The sequence below is a fragment of the Cellulomonas sp. genome, assembly GCF_035634735.1.
Classification (GTDB): Bacteria; Actinomycetota; Actinomycetes; order Actinomycetales; family Cellulomonadaceae; genus Cellulomonas.
This window is the reverse complement of sequence record NZ_DASQCJ010000010.1, coordinates 1-15,480: the sequence shown is the minus strand read 5'-3', so window position 1 is coordinate 15,480 and position 15,480 is coordinate 1. Positions and strand designations below refer to the sequence as shown.

The 15,480-nt window shown below is 76.4% G+C and carries 13 protein-coding genes and 1 other RNA gene; 7 read left to right on the top strand and 7 right to left on the bottom strand.

Translation table 11 applies throughout. From position 1 onward, the window contains the following. Positions 1 to 87 precede the first annotated feature (87 nt). Positions 88 to 1,542, top strand: coding sequence for a hypothetical protein (locus tag VER05_RS01060; RefSeq protein ID WP_324843553.1), 1,455 nt, complete (start codon positions 88 to 90; stop codon positions 1,540 to 1,542). A gap of 12 nt (positions 1,543 to 1,554) precedes the next feature. On the opposite strand, the gene VER05_RS01055 is transcribed toward VER05_RS01060, so the two are convergent. After that, positions 1,555 to 1,923 carry a roadblock/LC7 domain-containing protein gene (locus tag VER05_RS01055; RefSeq protein WP_324843552.1) on the bottom strand — a complete coding sequence of 123 codons (369 nt, stop codon included), beginning with the start codon at positions 1,921 to 1,923 and terminating at the stop codon, positions 1,555 to 1,557. A 61-nt stretch (positions 1,924 to 1,984) separates the two neighbouring features. Then, a complete protein-coding gene (locus VER05_RS01050) occupies positions 1,985 to 2,350 on the bottom strand; it encodes a hypothetical protein (protein WP_324843551.1) in 366 nt (121 codons plus the stop codon). 214 nt (positions 2,351 to 2,564) lie between these two features. On the opposite strand from VER05_RS01050, the gene ffs reads away from it, so the two are divergent. From ffs to VER05_RS01020, 6 genes are all read left to right on the top strand, one after another. Next, positions 2,565 to 2,661, top strand: an RNA gene (gene ffs / locus VER05_RS01045) — signal recognition particle sRNA small type. 175 nt (positions 2,662 to 2,836) lie between these two features. Beyond that, positions 2,837 to 3,550: an ABC transporter ATP-binding protein gene (locus tag VER05_RS01040; protein WP_324843550.1), complete on the top strand. Its 714-nt coding sequence runs from the start codon at positions 2,837 to 2,839 to the stop codon at positions 3,548 to 3,550. Further along, the gene (locus VER05_RS01035; RefSeq protein ID WP_324843549.1) at positions 3,547 to 4,923 is read left to right on the top strand and encodes an FtsX-like permease family protein; all 1,377 of its coding nucleotides are present in this window, start codon (positions 3,547 to 3,549) and stop codon (positions 4,921 to 4,923) included. The genes VER05_RS01040 and VER05_RS01035 overlap by 4 nt, the downstream gene beginning before the upstream one ends. Before the next feature lie 136 nt (positions 4,924 to 5,059). Continuing rightward, positions 5,060 to 6,901, top strand: coding sequence for a serine/threonine-protein kinase (locus VER05_RS01030; protein WP_324843548.1), 1,842 nt, complete (start codon positions 5,060 to 5,062; stop codon positions 6,899 to 6,901). A 141-nt stretch (positions 6,902 to 7,042) separates the two neighbouring features. Next, complete coding sequence (locus tag VER05_RS01025) at positions 7,043 to 8,251, top strand: alpha-hydroxy acid oxidase (protein WP_324843547.1); 1,209 nt, start codon at positions 7,043 to 7,045, stop codon at positions 8,249 to 8,251. Further along, positions 8,248 to 9,693, top strand: a complete 1,446-nt coding sequence (locus VER05_RS01020) for an FAD-binding oxidoreductase (protein ID WP_324843546.1) — start codon at positions 8,248 to 8,250, stop codon at positions 9,691 to 9,693. Before VER05_RS01025 ends, VER05_RS01020 begins: the two co-directional genes overlap by 4 nt. Positions 9,694 to 9,798: 105 nt before the next feature. Here the strand turns inward: VER05_RS01020 and VER05_RS01015 are convergent, their stop codons facing one another. From VER05_RS01015 to VER05_RS00995, 5 genes are all read right to left on the bottom strand, one after another. After that, complete coding sequence (locus tag VER05_RS01015) at positions 9,799 to 10,398, bottom strand: methionine ABC transporter permease (protein ID WP_414647530.1); 600 nt, start codon at positions 10,396 to 10,398, stop codon at positions 9,799 to 9,801. Positions 10,399 to 10,457: 59 nt separating this feature from the next. Then, positions 10,458 to 11,528, bottom strand: a complete 1,071-nt coding sequence (locus VER05_RS01010; RefSeq protein WP_324843544.1) for a methionine ABC transporter ATP-binding protein — start codon at positions 11,526 to 11,528, stop codon at positions 10,458 to 10,460. Between the two features lie 116 nt (positions 11,529 to 11,644). Next, positions 11,645 to 12,544 carry a MetQ/NlpA family ABC transporter substrate-binding protein gene (locus VER05_RS01005; RefSeq protein ID WP_324843543.1) on the bottom strand — a complete coding sequence of 300 codons (900 nt, stop codon included), beginning with the start codon at positions 12,542 to 12,544 and terminating at the stop codon, positions 11,645 to 11,647. A 593-nt stretch (positions 12,545 to 13,137) separates the two neighbouring features. Continuing rightward, a complete protein-coding gene (locus VER05_RS01000) occupies positions 13,138 to 14,049 on the bottom strand; it encodes a MetQ/NlpA family ABC transporter substrate-binding protein (protein ID WP_324843542.1) in 912 nt (303 codons plus the stop codon). 526 nt (positions 14,050 to 14,575) lie between these two features. After that, positions 14,576 to 15,214 (bottom strand): hypothetical protein, encoded by a 639-nt coding sequence (locus VER05_RS00995; protein ID WP_324843541.1) that lies wholly within the window; start codon positions 15,212 to 15,214, stop codon positions 14,576 to 14,578. Positions 15,215 to 15,480 lie beyond the last annotated feature (266 nt).

Sequence of the window (15,480 nt, the reverse complement as noted above, 5' to 3'; positions counted from 1 at the left end):
GTGATCGGCTCGGCGAGGGCGAGGGCGCTGGCACCCCTCGTCGCGGGTCGCGGTCCGCTCGCCAGGATCCGGTTCGAGCGTGCGTGCGTGGCGCGTCTGGAGTCGGCCGAGACGCACGAGGAGCGCTGGGACCCCGCGGGCGAGATCCAGTGGCTCAGCGACCTGCTGCACGGCGCAGAGAGCGGGCGTGCGGCACCGCTGACCTGGAGCCGTCCCGAGCTGACCGGTCCGCTCGCCGACGCCCTGCGCAGGTACGCCCGCACGCTCGAGGTCTCCGTGTGGGCGGCCCTGGGGTCGTCGGAGCTGGCGACGCAGGAGGTGGAGCGCGCCGGTCGGGTCGCGTCGTTGCTGGACGACGACTCGGGCTTCCTCTCGGCGCAGGCCGTCGCGCTGCCGACGCCGGCCGGCGTGTCCGCGGGGATCGACCTCGACGGGGTGGAGGTGCTCGCGGGGCCGGCGTGGTGCACGCCCGACCCCGCCGCCCGGACCGCTCAGCGACGGGCCTTCGACGAGGTGCGGGTCTCGGCGAGGCCCACGCGGCACGGGGCGTTCGGGCCGTTCGGCGCCCTGGAGGACCACTGGTCGGGCCTCCCGGAGCCCGCGCGGGCCAGGCTCCACGCTCGCGCCGTGGCGTCCGCGTGCGCGCTGGCTGCCGAGCACCCCGACACGTACAACGGTGAGCTCCCGCGCCTCCTCGGCTGGCGAGTGGAGGCGGACGCCGCCGGCCCGACCCGCCGGCTGCACCTCCTCACGGAGCGCACGACCTTCGTCACCTGGCTGGTGACCAACCGGCTGGCGGGGACACCCGAGGACGACGCGCGGACCTGGTCCGGCGAGCCGTCGGTCCGCGCGGACCACCTGCCGGTGACCATCGGCCTCGTGACGGCGGACGGCTACGTGGTGCTCCCGCAGCGGGCGTCCGACGTCGCGGTGTACCCGGAGCAGTACGGGAGCGCGGCGAACGGCAACATCGAGCTCCGTCCGCGGCACGGCGTCCCGGCGGACGTGGATGCCGACGGCATGGTGGACGTCGTCGGCGCGGCGCTGCGGGAGTGCCGCGAGGAGCTGGGGTCCAGGATCGACCTCGGACGCGACGACCTCCGGGTCAGCGCTCTGCTCCGGTACTCCGACGCGCGGGAGTGCGCGGCGCCCGTGCTGCTCCTCGCGGGGCGATCCGGTCAAGGCCTCGAGGAGGTCGTCCGCGGCACGAGGCTCGCGCACCCTGTGGAGGGCGCGTTCGAGCTCGGCCGGGAGGTGCTGGGTATCCCGACGGACCCGGGGGCCGTCGCGCTGACCGTGCCGTGGCTGCGCGGTCTGCGGGACGAGGGGCGGCTGAGCACGCCCGCGTTCGTCAGCACGCTCCTGCTGCTCGCGGAGAACGTCGGCGCGGACGTCGTCCGCGAGGCCCTGGTGCGTCCCGCCGTGCCGCGCCGGCCCGCGGGCGTCCGACGGCTCGAGCGGGACCCGGGCGCGCCGGGCCGGCTTGCCGGTCCGGTCCGTCGCCCCCGGGCGACGGCGACCGTGCGCCACCGCGTGCGCTGAGGCGCCCTCCGGTCAGGCGCCGTCGAGCGCCAGCAGGTGCGCGACCTGGGGCGCCAGGACGCGCTGCAGCAGCACGAGGTTCACGGTCGGCTCGGTGACGACGGCGAGCGCGAACCGGTCGCCCACGGGCGTCGCGACCACGGCGCCGTCGTCGGTCCGGACGGTGCACGTCGCCAGGCCGGTGAGGGACGCGCCCGCGGCCGTGTGGTGCGCCATCTCGACGCACGCGACGACGAGCGCCGCGAGCCGGTCGCGGTCGTCCTCCGGGCCGTCGTCGCTGAACGGCGTCCCGTCCCGCTGCACGAGGAGGACGCGACGGATCCCGTCGACGGCGTGCCGCAGCGTGGCGGCGACCTGCAGGCCGTTCTGGCGGATGATCATGCCGCGGCGTCCTCCTCGTGCGGGGGCGGGCTCGGTGCGGGGTGCGGTCGGGCGGTGGGGCTCAGAGGTCGAGGTCGCGCTCGAGGTTGAGCAGCTGGCGCCTGGCCATCGCGAGGTTCGCGCGGCTGCGGTCGAGCACCAGGTAGAGGAACAGGCCCTGGCCGTGCGCGCTCTGCAGCAGGCGGATCAGGTGCAGCTGGGTGGTCAGCGTGATGAGGATGTCCTCGATGCCGTCGGACAGGCCGAGCGACGCCAGGGTGCGGAACTTGGCGCGGACCACGTCGGTGTTGCCGGCCGCGGCCAGGTCCAGGTCGATGCCGCCGCCGGCGGAGCCGAGGAGCATCCCGGAGTCGAAGTCGACGAGGGCGACGGCGGTCGCGCCCTCGATGGACATGGCGGTCGTGAGGGTCTGGTCGACGGTGGCCACGCGGGAGCCTTTCGCAGGGGGCGGACGGGCCGCCGGGGGTCGAGGGGGCGCGGCGCGAGTCGTGGGACGTCTGGCCGCACTGTGCCGTATCGACAGGTCAGCGGCGGTGCTGCACCCCGGGCGCGGGTGATCCGGTGCCCCGATCGGGCGTCGACCGGCAGTCGCGCGGGCCGTGACGCGGCGGGACCCGGGCCCCGTCTGGGTTAGGCTGGGGGCAGACCCCTCGTGCGGCGTCATCTCGCTGAACCCCCCCAGGGCCGGAAGGCAGCAAGGGCAGGTGAGCTCTGGCGGGTGTGCGGGGGGTCCTTGCATGCCCGGGCGCGACCGCGCGACAGCCCGGCTGCGGACACCCGCAGGTCGCCCGGAGGTCGTCCGTCCCCGGTCGGACCCGCTGCCCCGCCTCCGCCCCCGGTCGCAGCCCGCGCCCCGCGAGGACGCGACCGCGGTCCGACGCGCCGACGCCCGGCCCGGCGGGACGCTGGCGGCATGAGCACGATCAGCACCCCCGGCCCCCGGCTGTCCGCCCGCGGCCTCGTGAAGCGGTTCGGCGCGACGACGGCGCTCGCGGGCGTCGACCTGGACGTCGCCCCCGGCGAGTCGGTCGCCGTGATGGGCCCGTCCGGCTCCGGCAAGTCGACGCTGCTGCACTGCCTCGCGGGCATCCTCGTCCCCGACGCGGGGACGGTGGCGCTGTCCGGGCGCGGGCTGCACGACCTCGACGAGCGGGAGCGCTCGCTGGTGCGCCGGCGGCAGTACGGGTTCGTGTTCCAGTTCGGCCAGCTGCTCGCGGAGCTGCCGGCCATCGAGAACGTCGCGCTGGCCCCGATGCTGCTGGGCACGTCCCGCCGGGAGGCCACGGAGCTGGCGGGCCGGTGGCTCGCGTCGCTGGGCCTGGCGGGCATGGAGGGCCGGCGCCCCGGGGAGCTGTCCGGGGGCCAGGCGCAGCGGGTCGCGGTGGCCCGCGCGCTGATCACCGGGCCGGAGGTGGTGTTCGCGGACGAGCCGACCGGTGCTCTGGACCAGGCGACCGGGCACGAGGTGATGCGGGTGCTGACGGAGACGACCCGGCTCGCGGGCGCGTCCCTGGTCGTGGTGACGCACGACGCGGGCGTGGCGGCGTGGTGCGGCCGGCGGGTCGAGGTCCGCGACGGCCGCGTGGTCGCGGACGAGCGCCGCGTCCCGCAGGGGAGCGCCCGATGAGCGCCGTGCTCGCCCTCGCGCCCCGGCTGCGCCGCGCGGGCGGCCGGGACGGCCGGCTGACGACCGCGCTCGCGGTGGCGTCGTTCGCCGTGATGACCGCCCTGACGCTGTCCGTCGTCGGCGGCCTGCTGGGGTTCGCCGGCCGCGCCGCCGATCCCGCGGACGCCTACCAGCGCGAGTACGGGGACTCGTACGTGGTCTTCGCCTGGACCGCGGTCGTGCTGCTCGTCGTGCCGCTGCTGACGCTCGGCGGCTCGGCGGCCCGGCTCGGGGTCGCGCGGCGCGACGCCCGGCTGGCGACCCTGCGGCTGCTCGGCGTCACGCCCCGCGAGGTGGTCGCGCTGACCGTCGTCGAGACGGCCTGGCAGGGGCTGGTGGGCGCCGTGGTCGGCGCGGCGGGGTACGCCGCGCTGCTGCCGGTGTGGACCCGGGTGCCGTTCCAGGGGTCGACGTTCTCCGCCGGCGAGCTCTGGGTCGGCTGGCCGGTCCTGGCCGCGGCGTGCGCGGTGGTGCCGGTGCTTGCCGTCGTCAGCGGCGTCGTGTCGCTGCGCCGCGTCGTGGTGTCGCCGCTCGGGGTGGCCCGCCGCCAGACGCCGCCCGGGATGCGGGCCGTGCGGGCGGTGCTCGCGCTGGTGGCGATGGGGCTGTTCATGGTCGTGACGCTGGTGCTCGGGCAGCTCGGGGCGTTCGCGATCGCGTTCGCCATCGGGTCGCTGGCGCTCGGGTTCGCGGCGCTCAACCTGATCGGGCCGTGGGCGCTCGGGCTGGTCGGCCGGCTGCGGGTGCGGCGGGCGCGGACGCCGGCGCAGCTGCTCGCCGCGCGCCGGCTGGTGGACGACCCGCGCGGGACGTGGCGGGTCGTCGGCGGGCTCGGGCTGGCGGGCTTCGTGGCCGGGGCGCTCGCGGTGGTGCCGCTGCTGGCCTCGGGGTCGGCGGGCGACGGCGCGTCGGCGGCCGAGGTCGCGGAGATGCGGACGTTCACCGGCGACCTCATGCGGGGCGCCCTGCTCACGCTGGCGATCACGTTCCTGGTGGCGGCCGCCTCGGCGGGCATCACGCAGGCGGCGACCGTCCTGGACCGGCGCCGGGAGTACGCGCTGCAGGTGCTCGCGGGCACGCCGGTGGCCCTGCTCGACTCCGTGCGGCGGCGCGAGGTGCTGGTGCCGATGCTGCTGGTGGCGGTCGGGTCGGCGGCGACGGCGGTGGTGATGATGTCGCCCGTGTTCGGGGTGGCGGGCGTGACCGACCCGAGCGGGCTCCTGCTGCTCGTGACGTGCCTCACCGCCGGCTGCCTGCTGGTCCTGGGGGCGACGGAGACGAGCCGCCCGCTGTTGCGCTCCGTCCTGGCGGAGACGCAGGTCAGGCCCGATTGAGCGCCGCCAGGGGCGGGGCGAGCGCCGTCCGCACGCCGCCGCGCCCCGTCGCCCGTGCAGGTGACGTCACCCGTCTCGACGCGCGCGTGCGAGGGTCCCCGGTGATCCTGGTACCTCACGTCGGGGAGGTTCGTCGATGGGTGACCATCTCGAGCAGGCGACCGCGCCTGCCCTCGGCGTCGTGCCCGGGGGTGGACTCCGGCCCCGGGACCATGCGCTGCCCGCCGGCACGGTGCTGGGCGGGCGGTACACCGTCGGGGAGCGCCTGGGCCGCGGCGGCATGGCGGAGGTCTACCTCGCGCACGACCGGGTCCTGGCCCGGGACGTCGCCGTGAAGGTGTTCCACCCGTCCCCGGCCGGGCAGGACGAGGACGAGCGGCACGGCGCCGAGATGCGGCTGCTCGCCCGGCTCGGCCACCCGGGCCTGGTGATGATGCTCGACGCGGGCACCACCGAGCTGCCCGGCGGCGAGGTGCAGGACTTCCTGGTCATGGAGCTGGTGCGCGGCCCGTCGCTGGCCGCCCGGCTCGCGGAGGGGCCGCTGTCCGCCGAGGACGCCGCCCTGGTGGGCGTGCACGTGGCCGAGGCGCTGGCGTACATCCACGACGAGGGCGTCGTGCACCGCGACGTGAAGCCCGGCAACATCCTGCTGCCGCCGGCCGGCCGGTCCGGCGTCGGCGGCTCCTGGACCAAGCTGACCGACTTCGGCATCGCGCGCGTCCGCGCCGACGAGACCGCGACCGCGACCCAGGAGCTGCTGGGCACCCCGTCCTACCTCAGCCCGGAGCAGGCGACCGGCGGCCGGCTCACGGCCGCGTCCGACGTGTACGCGCTGGGCCTGGTGCTGGTCGAGTGCCTCACCGCCGAGCGCGCGTTCCCGGGCGACGCCCTGACCTCCGCGGTGGCGCGCCTGCACCGGCCGGTGCCGCTGCCCGAGCGGTTCGGGCCGCGGTGGGCGGAGCTCATCGGGGCGATGACGGCGCTCGACCCGCTGGACCGGCTCACGGCGACGGCCGCGGCGGAGGAGCTGCGCGCGCTGCTGCGGCCGGGCGCGCTCGGCGTCGGGCCGGTGGCCGGGGACATCGGCGCGGCGGCGGTGCCGCTGGGGACCGTCTCGCTGCCCGGGGCGGCCGGGCCGGCGGAGGCCGGGGCGCTCGAGCAGCACCCGAGCGGGCCGCTGCCCGACGGGCCGCTCGGCGCGGGGCTCGCGGCGGAGCTCGACGACGACCTCGACGCCCCCACGCTCGGCGTCGACCCCCGGCTGCTCGGGCTGCGGCCGGAGCCGGACGCCGGCGCCGGTGCCGGTGCCGGGGACTCGGCGGGGGCGGCGGGGCCCGCAGGACCGGTCGGCTCAGGAGAGGTCGCGCCCTCCGCGGGCCGGCGGCGACGCGGCGTGGTGGTCGGGACCGCGGCGCTCGGCGTCGCGGCCGCGCTGGTGGTCGCCGCGAGCGCGCTGGCGCCCGACGCACCCGCGGCGGACCCGGCGGCGACGACGCAGGAGCCCGGCGGGGTGTCGCAGGGGCCGTCGGCCCCGTCGGACGAGGCCGCCGCGACGCCGGTCGGCGAGGGGGCGGCGACCGACGCCAGCCTGTCGGGCACGGGTGCGTCCGTCGCCGACGCGTCGGGCGCGAGCGCGGTGACCGTCGTGGCGGGCTCGGGCGGGCCGTCGTCGACCGGTGACGGCGCGGCGGCCGGTCCGGACGCGGGTGGCCCGGACGGGGGCGGCCCGGCCGCGCCGGCGGGCGCCGGTGCCGCGGACCGGGTCGAGACCGGCCCGACGACGACCGGCCCCGGCGCGAGCGGACCCGGCGCGACGGATCCCGGCGTCGCCGACCCCGGGACCGGCGACGGAACGGCCACCGACGACGGCCCGGGCGCGACGGAGGGGGCGACCGGGCCCGCGGCGAACGCGAACGAGCGCGCGCACCAGAACGCCGCCGGGCGCGCGGAGCCGACGCAGGCCGCCGCCGGCGGCTGACCGCCCGGCTCGCCCCGGCCCGCACCCGCCGCGGCGCCGCCGCGTCGCGGGCTGAGACGCCCCCGCCCGCGCCCGGCCCGCCGGGCTACCGTGCCCGGGCGGGGCCCGGAGCCGCCGGGCCCACCGGCGAGGAGGCGACACGTGCGGCGACGGCTGCAGACCTGGTCCGAGCTCAGGCCCCTGCTGCGGATGCGTCCGCTCGAGCTGGACCCGGTGGCCCGCCGGCTGTCCCGGGCGTACACGGTCCGCGACCTGCGCACGATCGCCCGGGCCCGCACCCCGCGGTCGGTCTTCGACTACGTGGACGGCGCCGCCGAGGCCGAGGTGTCGCTGCGCCGCGCGCGCCGGGTGCTGCGGGACGTCGAGTTCCGGCCGTCGGTGCTGCGCGACGTCGGCGAGGTCGACCTGTCGACGACCGTCCTCGGCCGCCGCGCGGCGGCCCCGTTCCTGTACGCCCCGACCGGCTTCACGCGGATGATGCAGCACGAGGGCGAGCGGGCCGTCGCCCGGTCCGCGGCCCGCACCGGCGTCCCGTACACGCTGTCGACGATGGGCACGACGTCGATCGAGGACCTGGCCGCCGCCGCGCCGGACGGCCGGAACTGGTTCGGGCTGTACGTGTGGAAGGACCGCGGCGCGTCCACCGAGCTGATGGCGCGCGCGAAGGCGGCCGGCTACGAGGCGCTGGTCATCACGGTCGACGTCCCGGTGGGCGGTGCGCGGCTGCGGGACAACCGGAACGGCTTCAGCATCCCGCCCGCGCTGTCGGTGAAGACGGTGGTCGACGGCGCGCTGCACCCGTCGTGGTGGCTGAACTTCCTCACCACCGAGCCGCTGCGGTTCGCGACGCTCGACTCCTGGCAGGGCACGATCGAGGAGCTCGCGGCGCACATGTTCGACCCGACGGTCGAGCTGGCCGACCTGGCGTGGGTGCGCGAGCACTGGGACGGCCCGCTGGTGGTGAAGGGCGTGCAGACCGTCGCCGACGCGGAGCGCGTGGTCGGGGCGGGTGCGGACGCCGTCGTGCTGTCGAACCACGGCGGGCGGCAGCTCGACCGGGCGCCGGTGCCGCTGACCCTGGTGCCCGACACCGTGCAGGCGCTCGGCGACCGGGCCGAGGTGTACGTCGACACGGGCTTCTCGAACGGGGCGGACGTCGTCGCGGCGGTGGCGCACGGCGCGCGGGCCGTGATGCTCGGCCGCGCCTACCTGTACGGCCTGATGGCGGGCGGCGAGCGGGGCGTCGACCGGGTCGGGACGATCCTGACCACCGAGATCGCCCGGACCCTGCGCCTGCTGGGCGTGCGGTCGCTGGCCGAGCTCACCCCCGAGCACGTGAGGCTGCCGTGACCGCGACCCGCACCCCGGTCGACCCCGGTCCCGCCGGCCCGGGCCCGAGCGCGCCGGACGCCGCCGCGCTCGCGGCCGTCCTCGCCGACCTGCGCGCCGCGCTGCCCGCCGAGGCGCTGGTCACCGACCCCGAGGCCCTGCGCGGCCGCGCCCAGGACGGCTCGGCGACCCCGCCGACCGGCGACCCGGTCGCCCTGGTGCAGCCGTCGACCACCGCCGAGGTGTCCGCCGTGCTCCGCGCCGCGCACGCGCACGGCGTCCCCGTGGTGCCGCAGGGCGCGCTCAGCGGGCTCGCCGGCGGGGCCAACGCGGTCCCGGGCGCGATCCTGCTGTCGACCGCCCGGATGGCGGAGATCCGCCGGATCGACCCGGTCGACCAGGTCGCCGTCGTCCAGCCGGGCGTGGTGACGAAGGACCTGGTCGACGCGGTGGCCGCGCGCGGGCTGTTCTACCCGCCGGACCCCGCGTCGTACGCGCAGAGCACCATCGGCGGCAACATCGCGACCAACGCCGGCGGGATGCGCTGCGTGAAGTACGGGGTCACCCGGGACTTCGTGCGGTCGCTGGAGGTGGTGCTGGCCGACGGGGAGGTCGTCCGGACGTCGCCGGAGACCGTCAAGGCCGTGGCCGGGCTCGACCTCACGGGCCTGGTCGTCGGGTCGGAGGGCACGCTCGCGGTCGTCACCGAGGCGACCCTGGGCCTGCTGCCGGCGCCGGGCCCGGACCGCGGCGTGTGCGCGACGTTCGCCACGGTCGCCGACGCGCTGGAGGCGGCGAACGCGATCATCGCGAGCCCGCACCGCCCGTCGACGCTCGAGCTGCTGGACGGCGTCGTGCTGGCGTCGCTGGTGGCCTACGACCCGGACGCCGGGCTGCCCGCGGGCGCGGAGGCGATGCTGCTGGCGATCACCGACGAGGCCGCCGGCGGCGTGGCGGACGTCGCGGCGTACGAGGCGATCGCGCGCGGGCACGGGGCGCTGACGGTCGACGTCGCGCACGACGAGGAGCGGCTGCACGCGCTGCTGCGCGCCCGGCGGGCGTTCAACCCGGCGATGCGCGCGGTCCGCGGCGGCAGCATCAACGAGGACGTCGCGGTGCCGCGCACCCGGCTGCCCGAGCTGCTGGAGCGGCTCGGCGACATCTCCGCGCAGGTCGGGCTGCCGATCGGCACCGGCGGGCACGTCGGCGACGGCAACCTGCACCCGGTGATCGCGTTCGACCCCGCCGACCCGGCGCAGGTCGCCGCGGCGGCGGAGGCGCACGCGCGGATCCTCGGCCTGGCGGTCGCCCTCGGAGGCACCGTCACGGGCGAGCACGGCATCGGCACGGAGAAGCGCGGCGCCCTGGCGGGCGAGCTCGGCGAGCGCGTCCTGGCGATCCAGCGCGGCATCAAGGCGGTCCTGGACCCCCGCGGCATCCTCAACCCGGGCAAGAAGCTCTGACCCGCCTCATCTGATCGCCGAGAGAGGACCGCCCGGTCGAGAGAGGACCGGAGACGGTCCTATCTCGCCGGGCAGGTCCTATCTCGGCGGACGCGGCGCCGCGTGTCAGCGGCGCAGCACGCGGCGGGCCAGGGTGTTGCCCAGGAGCTGGGCGAGCTGGACCATCACCACGATCACCGCGACGGCGGTCCACGTGACCACGTCGTTGAACCGCTGGTACCCGTAGACGATCGCGAAGTCGCCGAGGCCGCCGGCCCCGATCGCGCCCGCGACGGCCGTCATGTCGACGATGCCGACGAACAGGAACGTGAAGCCCAGGATGAGCGGGCCGAGCGTCTCGGGGACGATCACGGTCGCGATGATCCGCAGCGGCCCGGCGCCCATCGCGCGCGCGGCCTCGATCACGCCGGGGTCCAGCGCGACGAGGTTCTGCTCGACGATGCGCGAGGTCGCGAACGTCGCCATGATCGCGAGGGCCGGGATCGCCGCCTCGACGCCGTAGGACGCCCCGGTGAGCGCCTGGGTCAGCGGCCGGACCGCGGTGATGAAGATGATGAACGGGATCGGCCGGACGATGTTGACCAGCACGTTGAGCACCACGAACACCGGCCGGTTGGCCAGGATGTTGCCCGAGCGGGTCACGTAGAGCGCGATGCCGAGCAGCAGGCCGGCGAGGCCGCCGATCGCCAGGGCGGCGATCGCCATCTGCAGGGTCTCGCCGAGCGCCTGCCAGAGCTCGGGCCACAGGGAGACGCCGTTGGAGTTCACGCGCCCACCTCCTTCGTCGCGGGGCCGGCATCGTCGCCGTCGGGGGCGTGCTCGATCACCTCGGTGTGCGCGCGCAGGTCCGCGAGGAACGCGTCGATGGCGGCGTCCGGGCCCTCGAGCGCGAAGGTCAGCGAGCCGAGCGGGCGGGAGTTCACCTCGGTGATGCCGCCGAACACCACGTGCCCGTCGATCCCGTGGGCGCGCAGGCGCTCGGTGATGATGATGCCGGCGGTCGCCTCGCTCTCCCGGACCGCGATCGTGACGATCCGTCCGGTGTGCCGTTCGCGCAGCCGGGCGACCACGTCGGGCCGGGGGCGGTCGTGCAGCGCGGCGCCGATGAACCGGCGGGTGATCGGCTGGGAGGGCTCCGCGAACACGCGGTAGACGTCGCCCTCCTCGACCACCTTGCCGTGCTCCATGACCGCGACCTTGTTGCACAGGTACGAGACGACCGACATCTCGTGCGTGATGACGACGATCGTCACGCCGAGCTCCCGGTTGACCCGGCGGAGCAGGTCGAGCACGTCCTTGGTGGTCTCGGGGTCGAGGGCGCTGGTGGCCTCGTCGGCGAGCAGCAGGGCGGGCGACGTCGCGAGCGCCCGGGCGATGCCGACGCGCTGCTTCTGCCCGCCGGACAGCTGGTCGGGGTACTGCTTGGCCTTGTCGGACAGGCCGACGAACTCGAGCAGCTCGCGCACGCGGGCCTCCCGCTTGGCCTTGGGCCACTTCGCGACCCGCAGCGGGTACGCCACGTTCGCGGCGACCGTGCGCGACTTCAGCAGGTTGAACTGCTGGAAGATGAAGCCGATCCCGGCGCGCGCGGGGCGCAGGCCGCGCTCGGAGAGCCCGGTGAGCTCGGTGCCGTCGACCACCACCTGGCCGGAGGTCGGCGTCTCGAGCGCGTTGATCAGCCGGACCAGCGTGCTCTTGCCGGCGCCGGAGTAGCCGATCACGCCGAACACGTCGCCGCGCTCGATGTCGAGCGTGACGCCGTCGACGGCGCGGACGGGACCTGAGGTCCCGTCGAACACCTTCGACACGTCGCGCAGGGAGACCATCGCGGTCATCGGGTCACCGTCCTGGGGTGGGGGTCGCCCGCGGGTGCGGGTGGCGGGTGCCGGCGTCGCGCCGGCGGGCGGTCGTGCGCCGGGCGACCCGCGGGCCGCCCGGCGCACCGTGTGCGTCAGCCGGCGTCGCGGACCTGGTCCTCGAGCTCCGTGAGGCTGGTCTGCAGCTCCTCGGGGCTCAGGTCCTGCTCGACCGCGGTGCCCTGGTTCTCCTCCAGGAGCTGCCCGATGACCTCGTCGCGGTGGTAGATGTCGACGAGCTCCGCGTACACCGGGTTGTCGGCGTCCTCGGCCCGGGCGACCCAGATGTTCACGTACGGGCGGGCCGTGTCCGTGTCCTCGAGGTCGGAGTAGATCGCCGTGGTCGGGTCGATGCCCGCGTCCGCCGCGAAGTTGTTGTTGACGACCGCCGCGTCCAGGTCCTGGAGCTGGATCGCGGTCTGGTTGGCGTCGACGGGGACGACCGTGACCCGGGAGGCGGCCTGGTCGATCTCGGCCGGGGTGGACAGCGCGTTGCCGCCGTCCTTCAGCGAGATGAGGCCGGCCGACTGCAGCACGAGCAGCGCGCGCGCCTGGTTGGTCGGGTCGTTCGGGATCGCGACCTCGCCGCCGTCCGGGATCTCGTCCGGCGAGGCGTAGCCCTTGGTCGTGTAGAGGCCGAGCTGGTAGATGACGGTCGCGCCGATGGGCGCGAGGTCGTCGTCGGCGCTGACGTTGTAGTTCGCCAGGAACAGCAGGTGCTGGAACTGGTTCAGCTCCAGCTGGCCCTCGCTGAGCACGGTGTTCGGCTGCTGGTAGTCGGTGAAGTTCACCAGCTCGACGTCGATGCCCTCCTCGGCCGCCAGGTCGGTGAAGGTCGTCCAGTAGGCCTTCGACTTGTCGGTCACGCCGACGCGCACGGTCACCGGGTTGTCCGGGTCCGCGGTGGTCGGGGCGGCCGCGGGCTCGCCGCCGGAGCAGGCGGCCAGGGCGCCCACGGCGAGGGCGGCGAGGGCGGCGGTCAGTCTGCGCTTCATGGTGGTGCTGCCTTCCGGTGGATCTGGGCGGGGGGCTCGGCTCGTGGCGGGCCCCCGCGCGGGCCGGTGGCCGGGCCCGCGGGGCGGTGGCGTGCGGCCAGGCCGCGGCGCCGGGGTGGGCTGTCCGGCGGCGGGCCCCCGGGCCGGACGGCGCGGGGCCGTCGGCGTCAGGGCCGGGAGGTGGGGTCCGGCCGGGCCGGTCCGCTCGTCAGGAGCGTCGGGCCGGACGGGACGTCCGCCGCGGGAGAGCCGTGCTGCGAGGGTGCAGCGTCAGCACATTCGCTGGCGACAGCACATGAGCCCGCAGGACGCCCCGGCCATGGCGCGCATCGGCTGCGCGCGGCGCTCGGAAGCGGCGTGGGTGCTCACGTGCTCGACTCCTGTCCCTGGGTGGGGGCGGACGCGGGCGACCCTAGCACCCGCCGGGAGCGCCGCGTCCGCGGGTCTCACGGCACCCGGGTGCCGTGAGATGACGGTGCCACCGGCGCCCCGGTCCCGCCACCGAGCGGGGGTGCGGACCGCCCGGGAGGCTGCTCGCGCGCCGACGGCGCCGACCCCGTCGCGGGGCCGGCGCCGTCGGTCGGGCGCGGTGCTCAGGCGTTCTCGCGGACCAGGTCCTCGAGGTCGGCCAGGTCGGCCTGGAGCTCCTCGGCCGGCACGTCCTCGACCACCGCGGTGCCGCCGTTCTCCTCCACCAGCTGGTCGGTGACCTCGGGCGAGTGGTAGATCTCGATGAGCTGCTGGAACACCGGGTTGTCGGCGTCCTCGGCCCGGGCCACCCACAGGTTGAGGTACGGCCGCGCGGTGTCGGTGTCCTCGAGGTCGGAGTAGATCGCCGTGGTGGGGTCGATGCCCGCGTCGGTCGCGAAGTTGTTGTTGATGATCGCGCCGTCCAGGCTCTGCAGCTGCACGGCGGTCTGGTTGGCGTCCACCGGGACGACCTTGACCTTCGACGCGGCCTCGTCGACCTCGGCCGGCGTGGAGAACGCGTTGCCGCCGTCGACCAGGGAGATCAGGCCGGCCGACTGGAGCACCAGCAGGGCGCGCGCCTGGTTGACCACGTCGTTCGGGATGGCGATCTCGGCGCCGGCCGGGACGTCCTCCGGCGTCGCGTAGCCCTTGGTCGTGTACAGACCGAGCTGGTAGATCGCGGTCGAGCCGATCGGCTGCAGGTCGTCGTCGGAGTTCACGTTGTAGTTGGCCAGGTACAGCAGGTGCTGGAACTGGTTGAGCTCCAGGTCGCCCGAGCTGAGGATCGGGTTCGGCTGCGTGTAGTCGGTGAAGTTCACCAGCTCCACGTCGATGCCCTCGTCCGCGGCCAGGTCGGTGAACGTCGTCCAGTACTCCTGGGCCTTGTCGGTGACGCCGACGCGGACCGTGACGCGGTTGTCCGCGTCGGCGGTCGCGGTGGCCCCGGCCGAGCTCTCGCCGCCGCCGGACGCGCAGGCGGCGAGCGACGCGGTGGCGGCGATCGCGGCGATCCAGGCGGTCAGTCTGCGCTTCATGGGGGTGTGCCTCTCGGGTGGGCCCGGCGGGGGACGTGCCGGGTCGGGGGTGCTGCGGGGGTCGGGGGTGGTGCGGGGTGCGCGCGGGGCTCGCGGCCGGTCGTGCGGCGGGCGCTGCTCACCGGCGGCGGCCGGCGGGGCGCGGAGCGGGGTGGTGCGGCGCGGTGCGCGGGGCCGGCGCGGGACGCGCGGCGCGGCCGGGACGGGCCCGGGTGGCGGCCGGTCGGCCGCCGGTGCCGCTCGCGGTCAGGCCGTGGCGGTACAGCGACAGGCGACCGCCTGCGCGCCGGCGCACATGGAGGGGCGGCAGGTGGTCGTGGCGTGCTCGCGCATCGTGCTGCCTCCTCCTCGGGCGTCCGGGGCGGACCGGGGGCGGTCCGCGATGGCGGCAACGTAGCGAGCCGTCTCGCGAGATGGAACTTCGCGTCCGGCATGTGGGACGCGGTGACGCGTGCGTGACGCGTCAGGCGCCGCGGGCGCCGGCGGCCGCCCCCCGGGCTGCAGCGGGCGGGCTGCAGCGTGCGGGCTACAGCGGGCGGGGTGCGGCCGGGCGGCCCGGCGCCACGGGGTCGAGGACCGCCTGCGCGCGCGCGCGGGCCTCGGCGCGGATCTGCTGCTCCGAGGTCGCCCCCGGTGGCGTCGCGTCGTGCGCGGCTGCGTCGCGTCGGGCGCGCTCGTGCGCGTACCGGGCGCGCTCACCGGTGACGCGGAGCAGCGCGTCCGGCGCCGGCGGGGCGGGCCAGAGCTGGAGGAGGTACCGGTCCAGCTCCGGGTCGCCCGGTCCCCGGGTGCCGTCGTACGCGGCGTCGACACCGGTCGCGCAGCACCGCACCCGCAGGTCGACGTCCCGCGGCAGGTCGATGCCGATCCGGTCGTCGGCGGTCGCGAGCGCGTACGCCGCGTCCTCGGTCCGGAACGAGGTCTCGACGACCTCCTCCCACACCGGCGCGACGTCGGGCGCGGTGTCGTGCAGCTCGATCCGCACGGGCACCTCGCCGAGGTGCAGGGCGGTCGTCAGCGACAGGGCGCCCGGGTCCCCTGCGCCGAGCAGCCCGATGCGCATCCCCGCCCACGACGCGCGCAGGTCGAGGTCCTCGTCGTCCTCCGGGACCACGAACACCCAGCAGTGGTCGACGCGGACCTCCTGGTCGAGCAGCACCCGCACGTCGTGCCCCCTCCGGTCGGCCGTCGGCCCAGCATCCCGCCCGGCATCCGCCACGGGCGGGGCGTCGTGGCCGGTTCACCCGTTCGGTGGCGTCGGGTGCGGTCCCGCGCCGTCCCCAGGGGGCGTCGGGCGGGTCCCGGGATGTCGCCCGTCCCCTCTAGAGTTCTGGGGTGACGACAGCCCTGTACCGCCGCTACCGGCCCGAGACCTTCGCGGAGGTCGTCGGCCAGGACCACGTCACCGCGCCGCTCCGGCAGGCGCTGCGC